General features: G+C 66.4%; 27 protein-coding genes. 10 read left to right on the top strand and 17 right to left on the bottom strand.

Annotated features, from left to right (window positions below):
* Positions 1-44 precede the first annotated feature (44 nt).
* Positions 45-359 carry a BON domain-containing protein gene (locus tag F792_RS0112740; protein ID WP_018169928.1) on the top strand — a complete coding sequence of 105 codons (315 nt, stop codon included), beginning with the start codon at positions 45-47 and terminating at the stop codon, positions 357-359.
* A gap of 419 nt (positions 360-778) precedes the next feature.
* Here F792_RS0112740 and F792_RS0112745 read toward each other — a convergent pair whose 3' ends face one another.
* From F792_RS0112745 to F792_RS0112760, 4 genes are all read right to left on the bottom strand, one after another.
* Positions 779-3325, bottom strand: a complete 2547-nt coding sequence (locus F792_RS0112745) for a chemotaxis protein CheB (RefSeq protein WP_018169929.1) — start codon at positions 3323-3325, stop codon at positions 779-781.
* Between the two features lie 22 nt (positions 3326-3347).
* Positions 3348-3956 carry a PAS domain S-box protein gene (locus F792_RS0112750; protein ID WP_018169930.1) on the bottom strand — a complete coding sequence of 203 codons (609 nt, stop codon included), beginning with the start codon at positions 3954-3956 and terminating at the stop codon, positions 3348-3350.
* 136 nt (positions 3957-4092) lie between these two features.
* Positions 4093-4269, bottom strand: coding sequence for a CsbD family protein (locus tag F792_RS0112755; protein ID WP_018145502.1), 177 nt, complete (start codon positions 4267-4269; stop codon positions 4093-4095).
* A gap of 786 nt (positions 4270-5055) precedes the next feature.
* Positions 5056-6096, bottom strand: a complete 1041-nt coding sequence (locus F792_RS0112760) for a fatty acid desaturase (protein ID WP_018169931.1) — start codon at positions 6094-6096, stop codon at positions 5056-5058.
* A 685-nt stretch (positions 6097-6781) separates the two neighbouring features.
* On the opposite strand from F792_RS0112760, the gene F792_RS0112765 reads away from it, so the two are divergent.
* From F792_RS0112765 to F792_RS0112775, 3 genes are all read left to right on the top strand, one after another.
* Positions 6782-7435 (top strand): Crp/Fnr family transcriptional regulator, encoded by a 654-nt coding sequence (locus F792_RS0112765; RefSeq protein WP_018169932.1) that lies wholly within the window; start codon positions 6782-6784, stop codon positions 7433-7435.
* Positions 7436-7759: 324 nt separating this feature from the next.
* On the top strand, positions 7760-8080 hold the full coding sequence (locus F792_RS0112770; RefSeq protein WP_018169933.1) for a rhodanese-like domain-containing protein: 321 nt from the start codon (positions 7760-7762) through the stop codon (positions 8078-8080).
* Positions 8081-8085: 5 nt separating this feature from the next.
* On the top strand, positions 8086-8817 hold the full coding sequence (locus F792_RS0112775) for a glycosyltransferase (protein ID WP_018169934.1): 732 nt from the start codon (positions 8086-8088) through the stop codon (positions 8815-8817).
* Between the two features lie 31 nt (positions 8818-8848).
* Here F792_RS0112775 and F792_RS0112780 read toward each other — a convergent pair whose 3' ends face one another.
* The 5 genes from F792_RS0112780 to F792_RS0112800 all read right to left on the bottom strand — a co-directional run bounded on the left by F792_RS0112780 (position 8849) and on the right by F792_RS0112800 (position 12058).
* Complete coding sequence (locus F792_RS0112780; protein ID WP_018169935.1) at positions 8849-9670, bottom strand: universal stress protein; 822 nt, start codon at positions 9668-9670, stop codon at positions 8849-8851.
* A 15-nt stretch (positions 9671-9685) separates the two neighbouring features.
* Positions 9686-9979: a CC/Se motif family (seleno)protein gene (locus F792_RS0112785; protein ID WP_018169936.1), complete on the bottom strand. Its 294-nt coding sequence runs from the start codon at positions 9977-9979 to the stop codon at positions 9686-9688.
* On the bottom strand, positions 9976-11067 hold the full coding sequence (gene arsB / locus F792_RS0112790) for an ACR3 family arsenite efflux transporter (RefSeq protein WP_018169937.1): 1092 nt from the start codon (positions 11065-11067) through the stop codon (positions 9976-9978). Before arsB ends, F792_RS0112785 begins: the two co-directional genes overlap by 4 nt.
* Before the next feature lie 29 nt (positions 11068-11096).
* A complete protein-coding gene (locus F792_RS0112795) occupies positions 11097-11567 on the bottom strand; it encodes an ArsI/CadI family heavy metal resistance metalloenzyme (RefSeq protein ID WP_018169938.1) in 471 nt (156 codons plus the stop codon).
* Between the two features lie 113 nt (positions 11568-11680).
* Complete coding sequence (locus tag F792_RS0112800) at positions 11681-12058, bottom strand: helix-turn-helix transcriptional regulator (protein WP_018169939.1); 378 nt, start codon at positions 12056-12058, stop codon at positions 11681-11683.
* A gap of 233 nt (positions 12059-12291) precedes the next feature.
* Here F792_RS0112800 and dapC point away from each other — a divergent pair, with 233 nt between their 5' ends.
* The 4 genes from dapC to F792_RS0112820 are packed head-to-tail and all read left to right on the top strand — an operon-like array spanning position 12292 to position 15239.
* Positions 12292-13485 (top strand): succinyldiaminopimelate transaminase, encoded by a 1194-nt coding sequence (gene dapC / locus F792_RS0112805; protein ID WP_018169940.1) that lies wholly within the window; start codon positions 12292-12294, stop codon positions 13483-13485.
* A 45-nt stretch (positions 13486-13530) separates the two neighbouring features.
* Positions 13531-14352: a 2,3,4,5-tetrahydropyridine-2,6-dicarboxylate N-succinyltransferase gene (dapD, locus tag F792_RS0112810; RefSeq protein ID WP_018145491.1), complete on the top strand. Its 822-nt coding sequence runs from the start codon at positions 13531-13533 to the stop codon at positions 14350-14352.
* A complete protein-coding gene (locus F792_RS0112815) occupies positions 14345-14698 on the top strand; it encodes an ArsC family reductase (protein ID WP_018169941.1) in 354 nt (117 codons plus the stop codon). The genes dapD and F792_RS0112815 overlap by 8 nt, the downstream gene beginning before the upstream one ends.
* Before the next feature lie 13 nt (positions 14699-14711).
* Positions 14712-15239, top strand: a complete 528-nt coding sequence (locus F792_RS0112820; protein WP_018169942.1) for a DUF2062 domain-containing protein — start codon at positions 14712-14714, stop codon at positions 15237-15239.
* A gap of 7 nt (positions 15240-15246) precedes the next feature.
* Here F792_RS0112820 and F792_RS0112825 read toward each other — a convergent pair whose 3' ends face one another.
* From F792_RS0112825 to F792_RS0112835, 3 genes are read right to left on the bottom strand one after another with little or no spacing between them, the layout of a single operon-like run.
* A complete protein-coding gene (locus F792_RS0112825; RefSeq protein WP_018169943.1) occupies positions 15247-15468 on the bottom strand; it encodes a hypothetical protein in 222 nt (73 codons plus the stop codon).
* A complete protein-coding gene (locus tag F792_RS0112830; RefSeq protein WP_018169944.1) occupies positions 15456-16238 on the bottom strand; it encodes a type III pantothenate kinase in 783 nt (260 codons plus the stop codon). The genes F792_RS0112825 and F792_RS0112830 overlap by 13 nt, the downstream gene beginning before the upstream one ends.
* Entirely contained in the window at positions 16231-17037 is an 807-nt protein-coding gene (locus F792_RS0112835) for a biotin--[acetyl-CoA-carboxylase] ligase (RefSeq protein ID WP_018169945.1), read from the bottom strand. The genes F792_RS0112830 and F792_RS0112835 overlap by 8 nt, the downstream gene beginning before the upstream one ends.
* Before the next feature lie 113 nt (positions 17038-17150).
* Here F792_RS0112835 and F792_RS0112840 point away from each other — a divergent pair, with 113 nt between their 5' ends.
* Complete coding sequence (locus F792_RS0112840; protein ID WP_018169946.1) at positions 17151-17894, top strand: lytic transglycosylase domain-containing protein; 744 nt, start codon at positions 17151-17153, stop codon at positions 17892-17894.
* A gap of 296 nt (positions 17895-18190) precedes the next feature.
* Here the strand turns inward: F792_RS0112840 and F792_RS0112845 are convergent, their stop codons facing one another.
* The gene (locus tag F792_RS0112845; RefSeq protein ID WP_081620151.1) at positions 18191-18520 is read right to left on the bottom strand and encodes a DUF2007 domain-containing protein; all 330 of its coding nucleotides are present in this window, start codon (positions 18518-18520) and stop codon (positions 18191-18193) included.
* Positions 18521-18569: 49 nt separating this feature from the next.
* Positions 18570-19187 (bottom strand): hypothetical protein, encoded by a 618-nt coding sequence (locus F792_RS0112850; protein WP_018169948.1) that lies wholly within the window; start codon positions 19185-19187, stop codon positions 18570-18572.
* 200 nt (positions 19188-19387) lie between these two features.
* Here F792_RS0112850 and ppk1 point away from each other — a divergent pair, with 200 nt between their 5' ends.
* Positions 19388-21472, top strand: coding sequence for a polyphosphate kinase 1 (gene ppk1, locus F792_RS0112855; protein ID WP_018169949.1), 2085 nt, complete (start codon positions 19388-19390; stop codon positions 21470-21472).
* Between the two features lie 231 nt (positions 21473-21703).
* Here ppk1 and F792_RS0112860 read toward each other — a convergent pair whose 3' ends face one another.
* The 3 genes from F792_RS0112860 to F792_RS0112870 are packed head-to-tail and all read right to left on the bottom strand — an operon-like array spanning position 21704 to position 24340.
* On the bottom strand, positions 21704-22291 hold the full coding sequence (locus F792_RS0112860; RefSeq protein WP_018169950.1) for a hypothetical protein: 588 nt from the start codon (positions 22289-22291) through the stop codon (positions 21704-21706).
* 34 nt (positions 22292-22325) lie between these two features.
* Complete coding sequence (locus F792_RS0112865; RefSeq protein WP_018169951.1) at positions 22326-23825, bottom strand: Ppx/GppA phosphatase family protein; 1500 nt, start codon at positions 23823-23825, stop codon at positions 22326-22328.
* 2 nt (positions 23826-23827) lie between these two features.
* Positions 23828-24340 (bottom strand): histidine phosphatase family protein, encoded by a 513-nt coding sequence (locus F792_RS0112870; protein WP_018145479.1) that lies wholly within the window; start codon positions 24338-24340, stop codon positions 23828-23830.
* Positions 24341-24342 lie beyond the last annotated feature (2 nt).

Below are 24342 nucleotides of genomic sequence, written 5' to 3' on the forward strand. Positions count from 1 at the left end.
ACCGTCCACGGTGACTTGGTCCATACCCATCTGGAGAACAAGAAATGAGACAGTTGCGATATTTACCCCCGATCTTCCTGACCCTTTTGCTGGCCCTGCTCCTCGCGGGTTGCGCTGCATCGAATGAAAGACAGACTGTCGGCGAGTACGTCGACGACAGCGTGATCACCACCAAGGTGAAGGCGGCATTGTTCAACGAGCCATCCCTGAGCGGCTTCGAAGTCAGCGTCGAGACCTACGAGGGCCGCGTGCAGTTGAGCGGCTTCGTCAGTTCCCAGGAGGACATCAACAAGGCCGTCGAGATCGCACGTGGCGTCGAGGGCGTACGGTCGGTCGAAAACGACATGCAGCTCAAATAGCGGTCGGACCCCGCTACGCACGCTCGGCCACCCTGCCGAGGCCGCGATCGCGGTGACGCGCCGCCACTCGTCCATGCTCCATGACGGCCCGCCCATTGGGGCGGGCCGTCATCGGTTTGCCCTGGGGAAACACTGATTAATGTACACGTTCGCGCTCGAGTCGCTTTTGCGTGCGAACAAGGCGCGGTGACTGCCGTGCAGTCATTCTGCACAAGGGAGCCGCAACGCCGTTCCCACGCCCGTTTTTGTCAACAACGGGCGCCCGAGCCCCTGCGCTCGATAGCTCGTGGGGTTGGCACCCCCTGTTCCCCGATCCTGCGTTGCGCCGCTTGCGGGTAGAACCACTACCCGCTACACGACGCGCCTTGTCTCGGCAAACAGGGGGCACCAACGCGGGCGTGCGATAGATCAGCGTCTCCCTAGTCCCGCAACCCGGCTTCCAGCCTCTTGGTCTCGGTGATATCGACCATGGTGATCACCACCCCGTCGATCACGTTGTCCACCCGCCGATAGGGCATGATGCGGACCGTGAACCAGCGCCCATCGTCGGTCGTGATCTGTTTCTCCGAGACGGCCAGGGTGCGCAGGGTATCGCGGGCATCGTCATGCAGTTCCGGGTATTCCAGGCTGGTGGTCAGATCGCTCAGCGGCCGGCCGACATCGCTCTCCCGGAGTCGGAAGACTCGGGCCGCCTGATCGGTATAACGCCGGACATCCAGATTCTGATCCAGGAACAGGATGGCGATATCGATGCTATTGAGCACGTTCTGCATGTCGCTCTGCGCGAGCGCGAGATCGTCCAGCTTGGCCTGCAGCTCGGCATTGATCGTCTGCAGTTCCTCGTTCATGGACTGCATCTCTTCCTTCGAGCTGTTGAGCTCCTCGTTGGACGATTGCAGTTCCTCGTTGGCGGATTGCAGCTCCTCGGTCGCAGCCTGCGACTCTTCCCGGGCCGTGCGCGCCTCCTCGCGCAAGGCCTCGATCTCGGCGCGGTATTGCTGCAGCTCGGCGGCATGCGCGGCCGGCATTGCCCCCTTGCCCTTGTTCCTGCGCCCACCCTGCCCGGCCGTGCTCGGGGCCAGATCGCGGAATACGATCATGGTCATGCCCCGCAAGGGGGATGCGTCATGAAAGGCATGCACGGTGACATCGACGCGCTGCACTCCGGCGTGCGTGGGCACCTCCAGGCTATGCAAGTGCACGGGGCGGTCGGCCTTCGCGGCCTTTTTCAACGCGCTGGCCAGAGGTCCACCCAGGCCTTCGCGCGCCATGGCGAAGATATTCCAGTTGGCCTTGCCGGCGGCCGGCTCGAGGTACTTTCCGGTATGGCCGCTGACGTAGACGATATCCCCATCGGCATTGAGCACGACCGCGGCCGGCGCGTATACCTGCAGCAGGACCTGATCGGCCTCCGCCTGCAGCGCATCGGTGGGTTGGGAGGAAACCTCGGATGGGGACACGGGACGCTCCTTGCTCGGGCCGGACAGGGGCGGGAAGGCATGAGGCAGGAAATCGCGCCCACCCATGTAGGTGTGATCCTGGCGCTGATAGAACCGCAGCCGCGACTCGATCGGCGTGAACAGATGGTTGAATTGCCCGACGGTCTCGGAAGTCCCCAGAAATAGTACGCCACCCGGGCGCAGACTGTAGTGGAACAGGGGCAGCAGCTTGCGTTGCAATACTGGCCCAAAATAGATCAGCAGGTTGCGGCAGGCAATCAGGTCGAGCTTGGTGAATGGCGGATCGAGGATCACGTCATGCTGGGAAAACAGCACCATGTCCCGAATGCCCGGTATCACCTGATAGTGGTGTTCATGGGCGGTAAAGAAACGCGCCAGCCGTTCGGGCGACACATCGTCCGCGATCGCGAGTGGGTACCGGCCCCGGCGCGCGGTCGCAATGCCGTCCGGGCTCAAATCCGACGCGAAGATCTGCAGCGTGACGGCAGGCGGCGGCTGCGATCGCTCCATGACCTCGGTGAACACCATGGCCAGCGAATAGGCCTCCTCGCCGGTCGAACAACCAATCACCCAGGCGCGAAGCTTCTCTGCCCCCTTCTGTCGCTCCAGAAGCTCGGGCAGCACCGTATCCGCCAGATACTCCCAGGCGGCGGGATCACGGAAGAAACTGGTCACGCCGATCAGCAGTTCCTTGAACAGCAGTTCGGCTTCCTGCGCGTTGTGTTCGAGGAACGCTGCGTACTCCTCCAGCGAGGCGATGCCATGGATGGCCATGCGCCGTTCCGTCCGGCGCTGCAGCGTGCTGGGCTTGTACAGCGAAAAGTCATGGCGAATCCGCTGCTGCAACGCGGCAACGATCCGTTCCAGAGGCGTGGAGATGGCCGAGGGGAGCGCCTCGCCCGAAACGGCGCTCGCCTCGCGCACGACGGCCAGGATCCGTTCCGGCAGCTCGCTCGGCGTCGCCACGATATCGGCACACCCCGCATTGATCGCGCTTCGGGGCATCGAGTCGAACTGCGCCGATTCGGGGTCTTGCACCGCCGTCAGGCCGCCCACGGCCTTGATCGCCTCCAGGCCCGCCGTTCCGTCCGAGCCCATACCGGAGAGCACGACACCGATGGCGCGTTCGCCTTGCCCACCGGCCAGCGACGAAAACAGGATATTGACTGGCAAGCGCATGCCCCGTGGCTCTGCGGGTGCGCCCAGGTGCAGCGTCGTGCCGACCACGGTGAGTTCCGTGTTCGGCGGAATCACATACACGTGACCGGGCTCGACGCGCATGCCCTGTTCGGCCGCACGCACCGGCATGGCGGTGACCCGTTGCAGCAGTTCGGGCAGCAGCCCCTTCTGGGTGGGATCAAGATGCTGCACCACGACACAAGCGATGCCGCTGTCCGGCGGTATGCGGTGCAGGAACTCCTCCAGCGCAACCAGACCGCCGGCCGATGCCCCGATACCAATAATGCGCACCGCCTCCGGAGCATCGACAGGGGAACGGTTACCCATACTCAGCGCCTCCCGGGCAGACTCATCGCGGCGATGATTCGCACCTCGAGACGATCAGCAATACGTCCTCGCCCCCCGGGCCCAGGCTCGCGGTCATTCGCAAAAGTTCTGCGCCATCACCCCCTCGGCTGCTGGATTCAACCGAACAGCAGACGCCCCCGGCGCCTTCCCGGCACGCATCAACCACGCCCTGGATCGCCGACTGGCTGCCCTGCGCGAACCACGACGCCAGGGGCTCGCCCTCGAGTCCATCCGGTGCCGTACCGAGCAGCTCCGCTCCGGCGCGATTGCCTTCGCGGATTCTTCCATCGAGCCCGACAACCAGGTACCCCACCGGCGCAAACTCATAGAGACTTCGATAACGAGCCAGGGCCTGGTCCAGCTCCTCCTGGTCAGTTCTCAGCTGGAAATTCTGCAGATCCAGCTCGACCTGGTGGGTCTGCAGTTCACTCAGCAGCCTGAGCGCATCCGCGGCGGTATCGGGGTCGCTTGCCAGGCGGTAAAGGAGCGTCAGCGAATCCGGGCCCACCGTCCAGCCACCGGTAGGCGGAGCCGAACCCTCTTTAAGCCGGGACTCGGCCTCATGGCGCAATTGCAACTGTCTCTCGAACTCCGGGCTCAGCTTCCGCATCGGTCCTCCAGTCAAATCCATCCCGAGGTCACCGCCCCTGGTGCGCGCATAATAGCCCGGTGCCGGGCCGCTCTGCTTCCCGGCGGACGCACCGCGATCGCAGCTGGTGACCGGTGTCACTCGCGGAAAGTCCGGGTCAGGTGGAATCCTTGATGTCCTTCTTCAGGTCGCCATATCCCGCCTGGAGCTTTCCACCCGCCTTCTGAGCGCTTCCTTTCACTTCCAGTTCCTTGTTGCCAACGACCTTGCCGGCGGTCTGCTTTGCCTGGCCCTTCGCCTCTTCGACGCGGCCCTTGATCTGGTCCTTGTTCATGTCCTTCTCCCGTTAACGGTTGTCGATAGGAGTCACGTCCGGGATAGCCGCCCGGCCCATCCGTCATTCAGTTACGGGGGCCCCGGCCCGCGTCCCGGATGCGGTCTCCGGCGCGCTCAAGCGACTCGCCCACGTTCTCGGCGTTTCGCTAGCGCCAAGCTACGCGGGCCCCGAGCCCTGCGTCTGTCTGCTGCCGAACACACCCCGGCAGCAAGACGCAGCCTGCCCCGAGCAAGACGCAGCCTGCCCCGAGCAAGACGCAGCCTGCCCCGAGATTGGCATTCGGCAGTGCGGGCGTCTGTTCGCCACAAGGCGGACAATGCGGCGAACACTCAGCGCTCGCTGCCAGCTCGAATGAGCCCCGAAACTCCCTGTGCGGTGCCGCACCGACGGGCCATCCGGCCACGCATACGCTTAAAGGCGAATCACCGGGTTCGGACAGCCTGTCGCCGAACCCGTCCAAACCAAGGAAAAGCTCATGAACCAGATCATTTACATCGTCGGCGCCATCGTTATCGTCCTGTTCATACTGGGATTCTTCGGACTCCGATAGGCCTCGCATCGTCGCGGCGAAGGGTCCGCCTTCGGCTTTGCCGGGCTGTACCGCACAGCCCGCCGGCCATTCAGGGAGCGATCACAGGCCCCATCCGCCGGACAGGGTGCAGCCCGGGCACTCTGTCCGGCATGGCCGGTTGCGCGCCAGGGAGACCCTGATCCATTCGCACGTCCGCTCCCCGTGCGCGACGCAGCCGTCGAGCGCCCTGCCGGAGACCCCGCTCTGCATGCCTACGCGCGTACCGGAGGCGTCTCCGTGCTTGCGTGTTCGAAGGGGACCAGACGTTCCCGCTCCTCGTCCCACAGGGCGAGCCGGGCGCAATGGAGGCTTTGCTTCAGCGTGACACGGCTGATCTTGCGAAGCTGCGGATGGTCTTCCAGCACCTCGGGCAATCGGTAGAATGGAATGCGGCTGGCGAGATGATGGACGTGGTGGATCCCGATATTCGCGGTCATCCAGCGTAGCGGGGCGGGCAGATCATAATAGGAGCTGCCGTAGAGCGCCGTTTCCTGGAAGCTCCACGCCTCGTCGTGCGCCCACCGCGTATTCTCGAACTGGTGCTGGACATAGAACAGCCAGACACCGATCGCGCCCGCCAGAACCGCGATCGGCAGGTGCACCAGGAGAAAGGTGCCCGCACCCACCAGCCACATCATCCCAACGACGACCAGCGCAATGCCTGCATTGGTACCCATGGTGCTCAACCAGGGCATCCATCCCGCGCGCAGGAACCCGACGGGTAGGCGGTTGCTCAACATGAAAAGGTACACCGGACCCAGCCCGAACAGGATCAGCGGATGCCGGTACAGCCGGTAACGCAGGCGTTGCCAGGCAGACAGGGCCTGGTATTCCCGCACACTCAATGTATCGATGCTCCCCTCGTCCGCCCGATCCAGATTGCCCGAGTGCGCGTGATGGAGGGCATGCGTGTGGCGCCAGAAGTCGTAGGGCGTGAGCGTGAAGATGCCCAGCGCCCGTCCCACCCAGTCATTCGCGCGCCGGGACGGGAAGAATGACCCGTGCCCGCAGTCATGCTGGATCATGAACAGCCGCACGAGAAATCCGGCAGCGGGAATGGCCAGCACCAGGCCAACCCAGTAGCCGGCGCTCACACTGGCCCAGGTCAGAAACCAGAAAAGGCCGAACGGGATCACGGTAACGACCAGTTCAAACACGCTGCGCGCGAGAAGCGGCGTCCGATACGCGGACAGTGCGCGCTGTAACGCTCGGGGATCATCGGCGGGTTCGACAACCGCTGCTTGTGGCTCCATGCTGGGACTCCGTACTTGGCTCGACTCCGGCGGCCGGGTTCGCACCCCACCGCCGGCGAGCCGGTTTCTAACACCGGGCTTTCGGTCTCGATCCAGGAGCGGGTCCGAAAGCCGTACACTTCCAGCCTATAGTGGGGCCAGGCGCGCTCACCGTATGTTCGATCCCACACACTGCGCCCGCAGTACCATGGCAGTTTCGCCCCCTCCCCCCACGAACCTTGTCGTCTGTTCGCCTCCGCGAGTCCGTGCAGACACCCTGGTCACGCCACTTGGACACGCACATTGAACGTGGAACGTCCAAACCTCTGTAGCACCCGGGTGTTACTCGATCTGCCCGCCATTCAGGCTCGGCTCCGCGTGGCCCGGGGCGACACGCATGCGAGTGGACGCCCCCCGAAAGAATCCCGTCGGGTTTACGTTTACGTGAATAGAGCGTTGACGCCCAGCATCCGTGAGGCTATTAAAGCAACATGGCTTGGTAATGATCGAATCCATGAACACTTCAGCCAGCAGCGATGGGGCACCGTCGCGCTTGCGGCCACCGGGGGGGGCTTATGTACTGATTCAACCTTCGGGCAGGGGGGCCAGGATGCCGTACTCCGATAGACTTCGCGCGAACGAGTTGCTCGCAGGACTTCCGCTCGACGATTACGCGCATCTTTCCCCGCACATGGAGGCGGTACCCATGCCGTTGGGGGAAGTCCTCGCCGAGCCCGGACACCCGATGCGCTACGCCTACTTCCCCACCACCGCCATCGTGTCCCTCCTCAACGTGATGCAGGATGGCGCAACGACCGAAGTTGCCGTGGTTGGATACGAGGGCATGATCGGGGTCTCCTTGTTCATGGGCGGCGAGAGCACATCCAGCCGCGCTGTCGTGCACAGCGCCGGACACGGGTTCCGGCTGAAGGCCCAGGTCCTGAAAGACGAGTTCACCCACGGCGGGCACATGCAGCAATTGCTGTTGCGCTATACCCAGGCGCTGCTGACCCAGATGGCACAAACGGCGGTATGCAACCGCCACCACACCCTGGACCAGCAACTCGCCCGCTGGCTGCTCCTGAATCTCGACCGTCTGCACGCGAACACCCTCGAAATGACCCAGGAACTGATCGCCCATATCCTGGGCGTGCGCCGGGAAGGCATCACCTGCGCCGCCGGAAAACTGCAAAAAGCGGGCCTGATCGAGTACCACCGCGGGCACATCACCGTGCTCGACCGGCCCGGTCTGGAAGCGTGTGCCTGTGAATGTTATGCGGCGGTGCGGGCGGAATACCATCGTCTGCTGTCGACGTCGCCTGATCTGCAAACGGGAGGCCGATTAAGCGTGTCTCGCTGACAGCCCCCGCGATCGCCATGGATTCAGAGCCTGGTACCGGGCCCATCCACCACGAACGTCGCGGGCCCGGGTGCCATTCGCATGCTCTCGCACGCCTCCCCATCGCCGCAGTTATACAAGAACCGCCGCAACCTCCAGCCAGCCCTCCTGCCGCAAACCACACGATACGATCCCGGGCGCCTCGACCCGCCGTACCCATGAATGGGCGTCTCCCTCCGCGACGGCATGCCGGTCGATCCCCCTCGACGCGGTAATGATCGTGTTTCTTGCGCCCCGGCCCGCCGCACCCTAGCGTGGCGGGCTTACTCAGGCACGGATCGACCCATGCGCCAGATGTCTCCCCGAGAACTACAGGACTACCTCGCCCAGGCGGAGCACCCGCCGTTGCTCCTGGATGTACGCGAGCCCTGGGAATACGAGCACTGCCACATCGGGGGCTCGCAACTGCTCCCGATGGGCCAGATCCCGACGGCCTATCAGGATCTGAACGCCGAGGACGAGATCGTGGTGATCTGCCACCACGGGGTGCGCAGCCAGCAGGTCTGCGGATTCCTGGACCGGGCCGGATTCCAGCACGTGATCAACCTGACCGGCGGCGTCGATGCCTGGGCGCGCGATGTCGATCCCCACATGCCGACCTACTGACCCGCGTGTCCCGCAGACCGGCCCTGTCGATCATCATCCCGGCCTGGAACGAGGCCGAATGGCTGCCGCGCACCCTGGCGGCGGTGCAGGAAGCGCTATCCGGCATTGACCGGAACAGCGAGATCATCGTGGTCGACAACGCCTCGACCGACCGCACGCCACAGATTGCCCAGGCCGCGGGATGCCGCGTCGTGTTCGAACCCGAGCGCCGCATCAGCCGCGCCCGCAATGCCGGCGCGGCCGCAGCCTGCGGCGATTACCTCCTGTTCGTCGATGCCGACACCTGGCCCGACCGCGCCCTGTTGCAGGCAACACTGGACGCGCTGGACAGCGGCGAGGTCTGTGGGGGTGGCGCTCGGGTGACCTTCGACCACCTCAGCCACCGGATCTATCGCTGGGGTGCCACCGCGTGGAACACCCTCTCCGCGCGCCTGGCTCTGGCGGCTGGCTGCTACGTCTTCTGCACCCGCGAGGCCTTCGCGGCGGTGGGCGGCTTCAGCGAGGCCGTGTACGCGGGAGAAGAGGTGTTCCTGTCCCGCGCGCTGAGACGCTGGGGCCGCGCGCACGGCCAGCGCGTTGAGATCCTGGAAACGCCCGTACTGACCTCCGGCCGCAAGGCGGACTGGTTCCATCCGGGCCGCCACGTCCTCGTGGTGACGCAGGTCCTGCTGTTCCCCTGGAGCCTGCGCTCACGCCGCCTCAGCTGGTTCTGGTACACCCGCCCACGCCGGCATTAACAAAGCACATCGAACTCCAGAACTTGGCCTCTCAGGATGATGGCACCAGCAGCGTCAGGCGCCGGGCCTGGCGGCATACCGCCTCGGCCGTGCTGCCCAGCAGCAGGTCCGTGACCGGGTTGCGGCCGCGCTTGCCAATGACCACGAGATCCGCGGCCTTTTCCTCGGCCACCCGACCGATCACGACCGAGGGCTTGCCCTGGCCGACGAGCACGGTGTCGAAGGGGCGCTCACCGGCCCGCTGCGCCAGCCCCTCGACGTGGGCCTCGATGGTCCGGCGCTCCTCGACGCGTTCGGGATCATCGCCCCAACGCCCGACCGCCACCACCACCCCGCGCCGACACTGAGGCAAGACCTGCAGGAAGACCTCCTCGGCAGCCGCTGCGGCCTTCGAGCCATCCGTCGCCAGCAAAGGGCGACACACCGGGGCCTCGGCCAGTGCCACATCGCCGCCGGTGGGTGCCAGCAGCAGCGGGCGCCGGGCGCGGCGCGCCAGATCCAGCACCGTGCTTCCGAGCAAGATATCGCGCAGCGAGCTGTGACCATGGCTGCCGGCCAGGATCACGCCGGCACCACGCTCTCGGGCCACGCGCTCCAGTTCGGAGGCCACGGCGCCCGCGCAGACGGCCGTATCGATCTCGAAACCTCGCTCACGAAGCCGGGCGGCCATTTCCTCCAGGCGCTCTTCGTAATACGGGCCATGCCCCAGCTCGGGGGCCTGGGTGTACCCCCCGACCAGCACGTGGACCAGGGTCAGCCTGCGGCAGCCCAGCGCTCGCAGGCGTTCTAGCTGGCCCTCCAGACGGGCCGAGGCGGGCGAGAAGTCCACTGCAACCAGAATATGTTCGAACATCGCGCTCTCCAGCCTTTAGTTTTGGCTTTGGCCCATTTCGCCTTCCACCACCAGCCGGCGCCAGCGAAACAGGCCCTCCCCATCAATACGATAGGGACCCGCACCGAGATCATCGGCGACGAAGACCCGAACGCCATCGATCTCCCGGACGGTATAACCGTCCGCATTACGCGGTGCGCCCGGTTCGGCCACCGGCACCGCGGCCTGGCCGCCACAGCAGCCGTGGCGCGTAGACAACCGCAGCGTCACCTCGCCGCCCTGCCCGGCCAGCCAGTCGCGTGCCGCATCGGTCAGGGTAACCGTGGTCATGCCGGTTTCCCCTCGGTGTCCGCCGGGAACCAGTGGCGGGTGCGATTGGCGATGCGCACCAGCGCCAGCATCAGCGGCACCTCGACCAGCACACCCACCACGGTCACCAACGCCGCACCCGACTGCAGGCCAAACATCGCGATCGCCGCGGCCACCGCCAGCTCGAAGAAGTTGCTCGCGCCGATCATCGCGCCGGGGGCGGCCACCGCATGCCGCACGCGCCACGCCTTGGCCCAGTAATAGGCGATGTAGAACACCAGGAAGGTCTGGATGATCAGCGGGATCGCGATCAGCACGATATGCCCCGGGTTCTCCAGGATGCGCTCGCCCTGGAAGGCGAACAGCAGGACCAGCGTCACCAGCAGGCCGATCGGCGTGACCGGGCCCAGACGTTTCATGAACACGTTGTCGAACCACTCGATGCCCTTTTTGCGGATCAGCCAGATGCGCGTCAGGTAGCCGGCGACGAACGGAATGACGATGTACAGCAGCACCGACAGCGCGACCGTGTCCCAGGGCACGTGGATGTTCGACACGCCCAGCAGGAGCACCACGATGGGGGCAAAGGCGAACAGCATGATGATGTCGTTCACCGCCACCTGTACCAGCGTGTAGGCGGCGTCGCCGCGGGTCAGGTAGCTCCAGACGAACACCATCGCGGTACACGGCGCCGCGCCCAGCAGGATCGCCCCGGCCAGGTATTCACGCCCCAGGTCTTCCGGGATCCAGGCGGCATACACCACCATGAAAAAGAACCAGGCGATCGCGAACATGGTGAACGGCTTGATCAGCCAGTTCACCGAGGTGGTGATGGCCAGGCCCTTCGGCTCCCGGCGCACGCCGAGGATCGCGGAGAAGTCGATCTGCACCATCATCGGGTAGATCATCGCCCAGATCAGGATGGCCACCGGGATGGAGACCTGGGCGTACTCCCACTGCGACAGGGTCTCCGGCACCACCGGCAGGAACTGCCCCAGGGCGACGCCCGCCACGATGCACAGCGCCACCCACACGCTCAGGTAGCGCTCGAAGATGCCCATGCCTTCCTTCGTCGAGATCTCCTCGACGGAGGCGTTCCAGTCGGTCATTGCTTCCTCCGTATCTCCTGGGTAACGCGTCAGCAGCAACCCTTGGCTTCATTGTCACTAGCTGGCTCGCACGAGACGGTTGATGTCCCTTCCGGTACACAGCAGTCACCGGTCCCTTCATCCTGTGCGCCGAACATCGGGATGCTCCCGAGCGTTTGATAACTCTCCCACGCGATCCCGGCCGGATCGGTAGTCCAGTACTTGTCGGATTGCGCGTAGCAGCAATGCGTGCCCATCTCCTCGCGCACGTCCGCGTCGATGGCGTCCAGACGCTGGCCCAGCTCGTCGAGCTCGCCCGCCTCTTCGGCCTGGATGCCGAGGTGGTTCAGGCCCACCGGCGCACCGCGGGCCGACACCGCGAAATTCACCCGCGGGTCCTCCAGCATCCATTTCGCGTAGTCGCCCTTGACCACGCTCGGCTGGGCCGCGAACAGCTGCGAGTAAAAGCGGATCGCCGGTTCCAGTTCCGGCACGGAAACGTGCAGGTGCATGCGCTTCATGGATCATGACTCCTTGATTCCCTACATTTCGCGGATCGGCCCGGGGTCCCACGGGCCATCCCGGGTGAACCCGGTCCGGCTCGGTTGTTGCGGTCCCCACCCGGGCGCGTGGTCTATCGGACGTGCCGGCCCGGCACTGGCAGAGCCGCTGTGGCTTCCGTATCCCCTGCACAATCCAGGGCCGCAGGCAACGCGCAGCTGTCGGAGTCGGCCGCACAGCAGTTTTCGGTCAGGTAGGCGACCAGGTCCTGCATCGCGTCGAGATTCACCCGATAGCGCTGGTAGCGCCCTTCCTGCGTGACGGTCAGCAGACCCGCCTGCGTCAGGGTCTTGAGGTGAAACGAGAGGTTCGTGCGCGGCAGTTCCAGGGTTTCGGCGATCTCGCCGGCGACCCGCCCAGCGTGGCCATAACGCACCAGCAGGCGCACGATATCCAGGCGAATGCCGGAGGCCAGCGACTCGAACATGTGGGTGGCGGTGACCTTATCCATAGGCCGATATTTCAACGATCCTTGTATCGTTGTCAAGTCACAGGACCCAGGCGCCGTTGCCGCGGGCGCGCACCTTTTTCTCAAGAACCGCCCGATGCCTCCCCGCTCAGCCTGCAGGGTCTGCGCCGGGCCACCCGGTCGCCGCCGGTCTGTCGGGGTTTTCCCGCGGGGCATCGAGGCCCGGTATACTGCGCGGTCTTCCGTTCAACTCCGACCACGACGCCCGAGCCGCCATGAACCCGCGCCTGGACCGGCTACAGCCCTATCCGTTCGAACGCCTGCGCCGGCTGTTCGCGGACCTGCAACCGCCTACGGACCGGGAGCCCATCGCACTGTCGATTGGCGAGCCGCGTCACGCACTGCCCGATTTCGTCGAACCCGTCCTGCGGGCCTCCCTCCAGGGCTTCAACCACTACCCGACCACACGCGGCGAACCGGCCCTGCGCGACTCCATCGCGGCGTGGCTGCAACGGCGGTTTGACCTCGGCAATGTGGACGCGGAACGGCAGGTGCTTCCGGTCAGCGGAACGCGCGAGGCCCTGTTCGCGATTGCCCAGGCGGTCGTGGCGGAGAAGCCCGGTGCCCGCGTGCTGATGCCGAATCCGTTCTACCAGATCTACGAGGGCGCGGCGCTGCTCGCCGGGGCCGCGCCGGCCTTCTACGACCTGGCGCCGGAGAACGGCTATCTGCCCGACTTCTCGGCGGTCGACCCGGCCACCTGGGAGGCCGTGCAGCTGGTCTACATCTGCAACCCGGGCAACCCCGCCGGGGCCTGCATGTCCGAGGCCGCGATGCAGGATCTGATCCGCCTGGCCGAGCGCCATGACTTCATCATCGCGGCGGACGAATGCTACTCCGAGATCTACCACCCCGATGGCGAGCCGCCGGCCGGCCTGCTGGGGGCCGCGGCGCGCATGGGCAACGCCGCGTTCGACCGCTGCATCGTCTTCCACAGCCTGTCCAAGCGCTCCAACCTGCCGGGGTTGCGGTCCGGTTTCGTGGCCGGCGATGCGGCCCTGCTCGACCGCTTCGCGCTGTACCGGACCTACCATGGCTGCACCCTGCCGCCGCCGACCCAGGCCGTCAGCCGCGCCGCCTGGTCAGACGAGGCCCACGTGGCCGAGAATCGTGCCCTCTATGCCGAGAAATTCGCTGCGGTGGTCCCGATCCTGGAATCGGTAATCGACGTGCGAGCACCCGCCGCCGGCTTCTACCTGTGGCCGCGCGTGCCGGATGGTGACGACGAGGGCTTTGCCCGACGCCTCTACGGCGAGGCGGGGGTCACGGTCCTGCCGGGGCGCTACCTCTCCCGGACCGACCCGGAGACCGGGCACAATCCCGGGGCCGGGCACGTGCGCATGGCGCTGGTCGCCGCGCCCGCCGCCTGCATCGAGGCGGCCGAGCGGATCACCGCGCTTTATCGTTAACGCCACTCATCAAATTATTTTTCATTGCCTTAAAGGGAATACCTAATGTCCGATATCCAGAGCACCATCGAAGCCGCCTTTGAACGCCGCGCCGACATCAACCCGCGCAACGTGGAAACCAACGTCCGCGACGCCGTGAACGAGGCGCTGGATATGCTGGACACCGGCCGTGCCCGCGTCGCCGAGAAGAAGGACGGCGACTGGGTGGTGAACGAATGGCTCAAGAAGGCCGTGCTGCTGTCGTTCCGCATCTCCGAGAACGAGTTCATCAAGGGCGGCTTCACCAACTACTACGACAAGGTCCCGTCCAAATACGCGGACACCTCCAGCCGCGACTTCCGCGAGGCCGGCGTGCGCGTCGTGCCCCCGGCCACCGCCCGTCGCGGGAGCTTCATTGCCCCCAACACCGTGCTGATGCCGTCCTACGTGAACATCGGCGCCTATGTCGATGAAGGCACGATGGTAGACACCTGGGCCACGGTCGGCTCCTGCGCCCAGATCGGCAAGAACGTACACCTCTCCGGTGGCGTGGGCATCGGCGGCGTACTGGAGCCACTGCAGGCCGCCCCGACCATCATCGAGGACAACTGCTTCATCGGCGCGCGCTCCGAGGTGGTCGAGGGCGTGATCGTCGAGGAAGGCGCGGTCATCTCCATGGGCGTGTACCTGGGCCAGTCCACCCGCATCTACGACCGCGAGAACGACGAGATCCTCTACGGCCGCGTGCCGGCTGGCTCCGTGGTCGTCTCGGGCAACCTTCCGTCGAAGGATGGCAAGTACTCGCTGTACTGCGCCGTGATCGTGAAGCGCGTGGACGAGAAGACCAAGGCCAAGGTGGGCCTGAACGCCCTGCTGCGTGATGTCTGAGATCGCGCTCTACGGCATCGCCAACTGCGATACCGTCCGCAAGGCCCGCCGGTCGCTGGATGCGGCCGGCGTGGGCTATCGTTTCGTGGACGTTCGCAAGGACGGGCTGGCGGCGGATCGGCTGCGCGGCTGGGTCGATGCCGTCGGCTGGGAGACCCTGGTCAACCGGCGCGGCACGACCTGGCGCCAACTCCCGGACGATCAGCGCGAGGGACTGGATGCGGAACGCGCCATCGCGCTGATGCTCGAACACCCGGCGCTCATCAAGCGGCCCGTCATCGAACAGGACGACGCGATCACCGTCGGCTGGACACCCGAGACTGCGGCCCGGTGGGGAGCAGCCTGAGGCACCCGCGGCCATGCTGAGGCGGGCCAGCATCCGTTGGCGGGCCTTGCGCTGGCGCGCCCACAACTGGCTGGCCCGTCATCCGCGCCTGCATTCCGGGCTGCATGCCGCCGGGAGCATGAAGAGCGGCCCGGAGGCGCTGGCCCGCGGGGTCGCGATCGGGCTGTTTATTGGCCTGACCCCCACGGTCGGCTTCCAGACCGTGTTGATGATCATTCTGTGCATTGCACTGGCGGGCAATTTCCCCACGGCGTTCGTGGCCTCGTTCGTCAGCAACCCCTTCACCGCCGCGCCGCTGTATTGGGGCTTCCACGAACTCGGCGAGGCCGTGTTCTACTATGTCCCCCTGATCTCGCACGACCCCGACGCCTGGTATCTGCAGGGCATCGGGGACGAGATCACCTATACCCTGATGGGCAGCCTGCTGATCGCCACGCCAACCGCCATTGCCGGCTACTGGGCCTCCCGCCGCCTGTCGGCCGCCTGGCAACGCCACCGCGCCCGGCGCCGTGCCGAACGCGCTGCACGGCGGGAGCGTTAGAGAGCCACTACGGGACCTCGCTCCGAAGTCGTTCACGCCACACCGAATCACCCGGGTCCGGGTCACCAGCAGGCGCCTCCAGCCACGCATCCAGCAGCTCCACCTCGCCACCATTGCGCTCCAGCGGGGGCACGTCGGCGTAGGGATCGGGGTTGAGGCGGCCGTCATGCCAGGCCCAGGTGAAGTACCCCAGGTTCACCAACGCGAGAAACAGGATCAGCCAGCGCATTCGGCGCTCTCCCAGCGCGACAGTTCCCAGAGGCCGTCCAGCACCAGGTTCGGGAAGATCGTGGACTCTGCACGCAGCACCGGCGCCAGCCAGTAGGCATCGCCCCCCGTCAGCCAGCAGGCCGCGCCCGCCCGCTCCGCGGTCCGTGAGCGCGCGATCAACCCATCCAGCGCGCCGGCCAGCCCCAGGCTCCATCCGCGCTCCAGGGCCTCGGTGCTGTTCAGGCCCGGCGCGGTCTCCAGGTCATCCGGCCACTGCGTGGCCTCGCGCGGCGCAATGCGATCTGTCAGACGCGTCTGCAGCGCCTCCCAGCCGAGCTGGCGCCCCGGCAACAGATAGCCTCCCGCATGGCGACCGTCCGCCTCCAGTACATCCACGGTGACGGCGGTGCCGGCATCGACCAGGATCATCGGCGCATCGCAGCGGGCCCGCGCCGCGACCAGCGCGCAGTAGCGATCGACGCCCAGCTGCCCCGCCGCATAGTCGATCCGCAGGCCATGCGGGCCGTTCGCCGGCACCGTCACCGCGTGTACCGGCGCGTCGATCCCGGCAGCCGCCAGTTCGACCGAGAACGCCGCCTCGCGCTCGCCGGGCCCGACCCGCGACAACCAGACGGCCGTGAGCGGGGCCTCGCGCGCCATCGAGGCCAGGCCACGGACACAACCGGCCGGGTCACGATTCGCCCCGGACCCCAGCACTTCGCCCTCCGCGTTGCGCACCTGCCACTTCACACGGGTACTGCCGATATCCACCAGGGCAATGTCAGACATGTTCGCAACTCCGTACCGAGACCTCGCCCGAATGCAGGTGCCGGATCGCACCGTCGTCGAACTGCACAACCAGGCAGCCACTCGCCGGATCGATTCCATGCGCCTGTCCGCGGACGCCGTCATCCAGGATTTCGATCGGCCGGCCGCGCAGGCAGTCCAGCCGTACCAGCTCACGCTCCAGCGGCACAAGCCCTTCGCCCATCAACAGCGGATGCAGGCGACATTGCTCCGCGATCACCCGGGCCGCAAGCTCCAGGAGATCCGGAACCGGACCGGGGAGCTGGGTCGCGAGATCGGTCACCGCGCGGCCCAGCTCCAGGGCACCGGCGCCTTGCCGGTTGAGACCAATCCCCACCACCAGCCAGCCTGGCTGGCCACCACTCGCCGCGCGCTGCTCCACCAGGATGCCGCCCAGCTTGGCGGCATCGACCATCAGGTCATTGGGCCACTTGAGCCGCACACCTTCCAGGCCCAGCGCTTCCAGCGCACGGATGACCCCAACGCCAACCCCGACCGGATAGGCGGGCGGCACCCGCCCCTGCATGATGGGCCATGCCAGCGACAGCGCCAGGCTCGCCCCCGGAGGCGAATGCCAGACGCGACCGCGCCGCCCGCGGCCCGCTGTCTGGGCCTGCGCCACGCAGGCGCGTGGCAGATCGCCCGTCTCGGGGCGGGTCTCCAGCAGATAGCGGTTGGTCGAGTCCACCGACTCCAGCACCTCGACCGCCGGCGCCGTCACACCCGCCCCGTCGACCAGGCGTTCGACACGCGCTTTCAGGCGTGCGCTCTCCGGCGCCATAATGCAAACTGTGAACGCGCTCTCGGTCATCGGGATCAGTACTCGGCTCGCATCCGGGCCAGGGGGAACAGGGCTTGCATACAAGGCACCATGGTAAGCATTCCGGTCGGACGGTGCTGCGCCTGCTGATACTGGTGGCGGGGCTGGCTCTGGCCGGCACCAGCGCGGCCGAGCTCTACTCCTTTCGCGATGCCTCCGGGGCCCGGGTCCTGACCGACGAGCGCCCGCAGGGCGTTCCCTACGAGACCATCCGCTCGCCCGGCGGTGCCGGCACGGTCACCTCGACACCCGTCGGTGGAAACTGGTCACCCAGTCAGATCTTCGTGTTCCAGGGCCCGGGTGGAGAGCGCCTGATCACCAACCAGCGTCAGCAGAATAGCGGCATGGAGCTGATCGCCACCTACGGCCGACCCACCGCCCGCGCACGTTGCGGTGCCCGCGCCCGCAATGCCCTGGCCACCGGCGGTGGCGATTTCGCGGACCTCATCCACAACGCCGCCCACCGCCAGGGCGTGGACCCGGCGCTGGTGCAGTCGGTGATTCACGTGGAGTCCTGCTTCGATCCGCAGGCGGTATCCCGGGTGGGCGCGCACGGCTTGATGCAGCTGATGCCCGCTACCGCCGCCGATCTCGGGGTGACCGACCGCTTTGATCCCGCCCAGAATATCGATGGCGGCACGCGCTACCTGGCCGCCATGCTCGATCGCTTCGAGGGGGATCTGGATCTCGCCCTGGCCGCCTACAATGCCGGCCCCGGCGCGGTGGAACGGCATGGCGGCGTGCCCCCGTTTCGCGAGACACAGAACTACATCCTGCGCATCCGCGCCCAGTATGGCGGCAACGGGCGGCCGAACTGAGCCACCTCAGAGCTTAGGGAGACGCTGAGTTAATCGCACGTTCGCGTTGGTGCCCCCTGTTTCCCGAGACCAGGCGCGTCGTGCAGCGGGTAGTGGTTCTACCCGCAAGCGGCGCAACGCAGGATCGGGGAACAGGGGGCACCAACCCGACAAATCATTGAAAGAGCGGGCTCGGCCGCCCGTCGTTGATAAAAACGGGCGCGCGCACGGCGTTGCGGTTCCCTTGTGCAGAATGACTGCACGGCAGTCACCGCGCCTTGTTCGCACGCAAAAGCGACTCGAGCGCGAACGTGCGATTAACTCAGCGTCTCCCTAGGCTTCTCCCGCCCGCAGTTCCAGCACTGGGTGAACTGCGGCTCGATCACCTCGCCGCAGCGCGGACACTTCCAGTCGCGGCCGTCGTGTTCGGGCTCGCCCTCCAGGTATTCCAGGATGATGGCGCGCGCCTCCTCGGCCTGTTCCTCGTGCACGACCATGATGCGGGCCCAGGTCTCGGTCGGCGGGACTTCCCCGACGGCACCGTAAAGCCCGGCCTGGTTCACGTAGGCCGGGATGCCGGCCTCCTGCAGCAGGGTCTCGATGAACCCGGCCATCACCGGGTCGGCGGCAGAATAGACGGTCCTCATGATCGCGACCGTAGCACGCAGCCCGGACCCGGCGCAGCGGCGGCAGTGCCTACTGCACGGTGCCCTGGTTGGCAGCCTGGAAGTACTCCATCGCCTTCTGGATGGCGAAGAACGGGGCCTCGTCGAGGGCGATCTGCGTATGCGGCAAGTTGATGTCCGCGTAGTACTTGCGCATGGCCAGCACGTGGATCGGCAGCTCGCGCGCGAACATCGGGTTTTCGAAGTTGAAGTACTGCCCGAGCCCCAGCACGAGGTCCTGGCGTTCTTCGGCCGTCAGGCTCTCCGGCGACACCACGACATCCGGCAGCTGCCCGGCCTGGCCATCGACCGAGACCACCACCTGGCGATCGCCTTCGGCCGCGGCGGGGATATCGTCCCCAGTCACGAGCTGCAGGTTCTCGGACAGGTCCAGGTAGCCCTTGGACAGGATATGGCCGTGGGGCTGAAACACCTTGCTGGACATGTTCACTGCCCACAGCTCCAGGGTCTCCTTGAGGTCCTGGGCCGCCTGCACCTCGCCCAGGGCGAACAACTGCCGGGCGTAGAGGATGTCCCAGACCCAGACCTGACCGTATTCGGGCAGCTCGCCTTCGGCGACCACCGAGACCTTGTGCAGCTCCGGCTGTGCCTCGTCGCGCGCGAGCAGTGTCAGGGTAAATTCGGCCAACGGACTTCTCCTTACGGCAGCGCGTTTCGCGCCGCATGATCAAGCATTCAAGTATAGCCACCAGCGCCGAGACAGCGCAGTTCAGGTACGCCGCTCGGGGACTTCCAGGACCGTTCCGGGCCGTCCCAACCGCCCCCGGTTCACGGAACTGACATAATGCCGTCATAGACTCTCGGTCCCACTTCTGCCGCGAGTCGTGCATGCCGGATGCCGACGTGACCCAAACCGACCTGTTCCTCAACCGCGAACTGTCCCTGCTGGAATTCAACCGCCGGGTACTCGCCATCGCCCAGGACCCGGCCTTCCCGCTACTGGAACGCCTGCGCTACCTCAGCATTTCCTCCACCAACCTGGACGAATTCTTCGAGGTCCGCGTGGGCTCGCTGCGCCAGCAGGTCGAACTGAACGTGCAGGCCCCGGGCCCGGATGGCCTCTCGGCCGCCGAACAGCTGCGCCAGATCGCGCCGCGCGCCCACGACCTGGTGGAACAGCAGTACAGCACCCTGAATGACGAACTGATCCCGGCACTCGCAGCGGAGGGGATCCACTTCGTTCGGCGCACACACTGGGACGCGGCCCAGCGGGACTGGGTGCGGGAGTACTTCCGCCAACAACTCCAGCCGGTCCTCAGCCCGATCGGCCTGGACCCCGCCCATCCGTTCCCGCGCATCCTCAACAAGAGCCTGAACTTCATCGTCACCCTCAAGGGCAAGGATGCCTTCGGGCGGGAATCCGGCCGCGCCGTGGTCCAGGCCCCGCGTTCTCTGCCACGCCTGGTGCGGCTGCCGCGCGAGGTCGCCAGCGGCGACAACGACTTCGTGCTGCTGTCGTCCATCCTGCATGCGCACGTGGACGAGCTGTTCCAGGGCATGAAGGTCACCGGCTGCTACCAGTTCCGGCTGACCCGCAACTCCGACCTGTTCGTGCAGGAAGAGGAGATCGACGACCTCCTGAACGCCCTGGAGGGCGAGCTGCCCCAGCGCAACTACGGTGCCGGCGTGCGCCTCGAGGTCGCGGACAACTGCCCGCAGGAGGTCGCGGAGTTCCTGCTGCAGCAATTCCACCTGGAGCCGGACGACCTCTACCAGGTCACCGGACTGGTCAACCTGAACCGTCTGATGGCCGTGCACGAACTGGTGGACCGGCCGGACCTCAAGTTTCCCCCGCTGGTCCCGGCCCTGCCCCGCAGTGACACGAGCGGCAGCGGCATCTTTGCCTGCATCCGCGACCAGGAGCTGCTGCTGCATCACCCCTACCAGTCGTTCATGCCGGTGGTCGACTTCCTGCGCCAGGCGGCCGCGGACCCGCGGGTGCTGGCCATCAAGCAGACGCTCTACCGCACCGGAACCCGCTCGCCGCTGGTCGAGATCCTGATCGAGGCGGCGCAGGCCGGCAAGGAGGTCACCGTCGTGATCGAGCTGCGGGCGCGCTTCGACGAGGCCGACAACATCGAACTGGCCAACCGCATGCAGGACGCGGGGGTCCATGTGACCTACGGCGTGGTCGGCTACAAGACCCACGCCAAGCTGGCGCTGGTCGTGCGCCGCGATGGCGACCGCATCACCCGCTACGCCCACCTGGGTACCGGGAACTATCACTCCGGCACCGCCAAGGCCTATACCGACTTCGGCCTGCTGACGGCCGACCCCGTGCTTACCGAGGACGTCCACCGCGTGTTCCTCCAGCTCACCGGCCTGGGCAAGGTGACCCGGCTGCGCCAGCTGCTCCAGGCGCCGTTCCGCCTGCACGCCGCGATGCTCGAGAAGATCCAGCGCGAGATCGACAACCACCAGGCCGGGAAGCCCGCCCGCATCATCGCGCGCATGAACTCGCTCAACGAGGCGAAGATCATCCAGGCCCTCTACAAGGCTTCGCAGGCGGGCGTCCCCATCCAGCTGGTCGTGCGCGGCATCTGCAGCCTGCGCCCCGGGGTGCCCGGCATCTCGGAAACCATCGAGGTGCGCTCGGTCCTGGGCCGGTTCCTGGAACACTCCCGCGTGTTCTATTTCGAGAACGGCGGCGACCCCGAGGTGTTCCTGTCCAGCGCCGACTGGATGCCGCGCAACTTCTTCCGCCGCGTCGAGGTGGCCTTCCCCGTACGCGACCCGGAACTGCGCGACCGCGTCGCCGAGGAATCCCTGTTCAACTATCTGCAGGACAACGCAACCGCCTGGGCACTGCAGCCCGACGGCAGCTACCAACGCATCCGGCCAACCGCGGGCGAGACCCCCTATTCCGCCCAGGAATCCCTGACCGCCCAACTGTCGGGTGCCAGCACGGGCTGAGCGACCCTCTGTCTCGCCGACTTCAGAATCCCTCATTGGCCACGAGCTTCAGCCAATGGCAGGGAACGTTCTCCCGGGCGTTGGCTCCCTTCCGCCGCGGTAGGGTGCCGTTGAGCGCAGCGAAACGCACCATTTCCCGCGTCATGCCAATCCCTTGATGGGATTCGCTGCGCTCATCCCATCCTGCCATCCTGCGACCCGGCGGCTGGCTGAACGTCATGGCTAGTCAGGTCAGGATTTGTCGTGGTCCCGGTCCGCTGAAGCGGTGCCGGAACGCGGGACATCGTGCATCCCGCCCAGCAAGCTGACCTCGGCGTCGCCGTGCCGCAGCAGGTCCTGCAGCAGGACCACGATCCCGGCCACGCAGAGGAACAGCCCGAAATTCAGGCCGATCGACTGCACATGGCGGAGCACAAAGAAGAATTCCGCCTCCTGCGCCGGAATCCACAGGATCGGCGCCATCACCCCCAGCAGCGCCACGAATGCGTACACCATGAAGCGAATGAAATGCACCGGGACCCTGCGGATGCTCAAGCCGTAGACGATGGTCGCCACGATCAGCACACTCGCCGTCGCCTGAACCGCAATCATGGCCCGGTCGGTGATGAACACGTACCGACCCTCCTCGTAGGTGGCTTCGCTGAGCCCGCCGAACACCGCCACCAGCAGCGCATTCCCGATCACATAGACCAGGCTGAGCAGGAAGGGCAGTGCCAGCAACCGGTTGTGTCGCATCAACCGAAACCCGGTCGCCGACCACCAGATGCCGATCCACAGTGGCACCGCGAGTACGTAGATCCAGACCACCAATGTCAGCATCCTGCGTTCCTTGTGTCCGGTTCGGAATAGGGGCTCACTCGAACTCCAGTTCCAGCTTGTGGCGGGCCCAGTCCTCGCGTTCCGCATCCAGATCGGCGCGCGTTAGCGGGTGGGTATCCAGCCAGTCGGGCGCGAAGGTCAGCGTCAGACCCTGCTGCGTCGCCTCGATGCGCTCCAGCGGCACCGGATCCGGCGCGCGCGAACGATGCAGCAACACGGCCAGACGCAACAGGGCCGCCATGAACAGCAGCGGCCGCGCGCGATCCTCTCGCACCCCGGACAACAACTTGGGCTTCAGCCCGCCCCGGTGCAGGCGCACCAGCCACGCCAACTCGGCCTGTTCGGGCTGCGAGAAACCCGGCAGGTCGGCCCAGGTGAGGATGTACTCCCCATGTTTGTGGTATTTGCTGTGGGCCAGTGCCAGGCCGATCTCGTGCAGTTCGGCCGCCCAATCCAGGCGTTCCGCGTCGTCCTCGCCGAGCTCCCAGGCGGCGCAAACGGCGCTCACCAGGCGCGCCACCGTCGCCTGCACCCGCTCCGCCTGGGACGCATCGACCGCGAACCGCCGGCGCAGATGGTGAATGGTGCTGCCACGCACGTCCTCGTGCCGAAAACGTCCCAGAAGGTCGTGAATCACGCCCTCGCGCAGGGCCCCGTCCGAGGGGTGCAGCCGCTCGATCCCCAACGCCTCGAAGGCACCCAGAAGCACCGCAAGGCCACCGGCAATCACGGGCGCCCGGTCCTCGGCCAGACCAGGCCATTTCAGCCGCTTGATGGCACCCTGCTCGATCAGCGCATCGCGGAGCCGCTCCAGGTTCTCGCGGCTTACACCCGGCGCCTCGTCCAATTCCCCCTCATGCACCATGCGGTCCAGGGCCAGGATCGTACCCGACGCCCCCAGCGGCTGCTCCCAGCCGGCCGCGCGGTAGGCACTCGCGATGGGTTGCAGCTCCCGCTGCGCCTGCAGTTGCGCGGCCGCGAAGGCCTTGCGCGTCAGTTTCCCATCGGCGAAGAAACGCTGGGTGAAGGTCACGCAGCCCATCTCCAGGCTCTCGGCCAGGACCGGCTCGAAGCGCTCTCCAATAATGAATTCGGTACTGCCGCCACCGATATCCATCACCAGCCGGCGGCCGCTATCGTCCGCCAGCGCATGCGCCACGCCCAGGTAGATCAGCCGCGCTTCCTCGCGCCCGGCAATGATCTCCACCGGATGCCCCAGGGCCTCTTCCGCCGCGCGCAGGAAGGCGCGGCTGTCGTCCATCTGGCGCAAGGTGTTGGTGCCGACCACGCGCACGCAGCCGCGCGGCAGCTGGCGCAGTCGCTGGCCGAAGCGATCCAGACAAGCCAGGGCACGCTGCCCCACCTCCGGATCCAGCTGTCCATCAGGATCCAGACCGCTGGCAAGACGCACCGTCTCCTTGATGCGGTCGACCTTCAGGACCTCGCCGTCCTGGCGCCGTGCCACGATCATGTGAAAGCTGTTGGAACCCAGATCAACGGCCGCAACCGTCTCGGCATCGTTCTCCGTGTGCATGTTCAATCCGCCTCACCGCCGGCCAGCCGTTCGAGGATACGTCGGGGCAGGTGCCAGGCGAGCTGCATGGGGCCCGGCAGCGCGCCCGTCAATCCGCAGGCATCGCCCTTGCCCATATGAACCAGACTCCGCCCGCCCGTCGTGCCCAGCAGACAGCTTACGAGCAGCGACAGGTCCGGCTCGTGTCCCACGATCACCAGGCCGCCATCCGCCGGGAGATTGCGGGCCAGGGCCTCGACCTCCAGCCCCGTGGGTTGTCCGGGCGCCAGCCATTTCTTCTGCCGCACCGGGACATCCAGCGCCTGGGACAGGGGGATCGCCGTCTGACGGGCACGCAGATAGGGACTGCAAAGGAGCTCGACCGATCCCGGCAGCAGATCCCCGAGCGCCTGCGCCATGCGTACCGCACTCACCTGGCCCTTGTCGGTCAGCGGCCGGTCACGATCCGCCCCGTCCCAGTCGCCGGGGTTTCCGGCCTGGGCGTGCCGCACCAGCACCAGCCGCGGTGCGCGCATCC

It is taken from the genome of Thioalkalivibrio sp. ALMg9 (assembly GCF_000380625.1).
GTDB lineage: Bacteria > Pseudomonadota > Gammaproteobacteria > Ectothiorhodospirales > Ectothiorhodospiraceae > Thioalkalivibrio > Thioalkalivibrio versutus.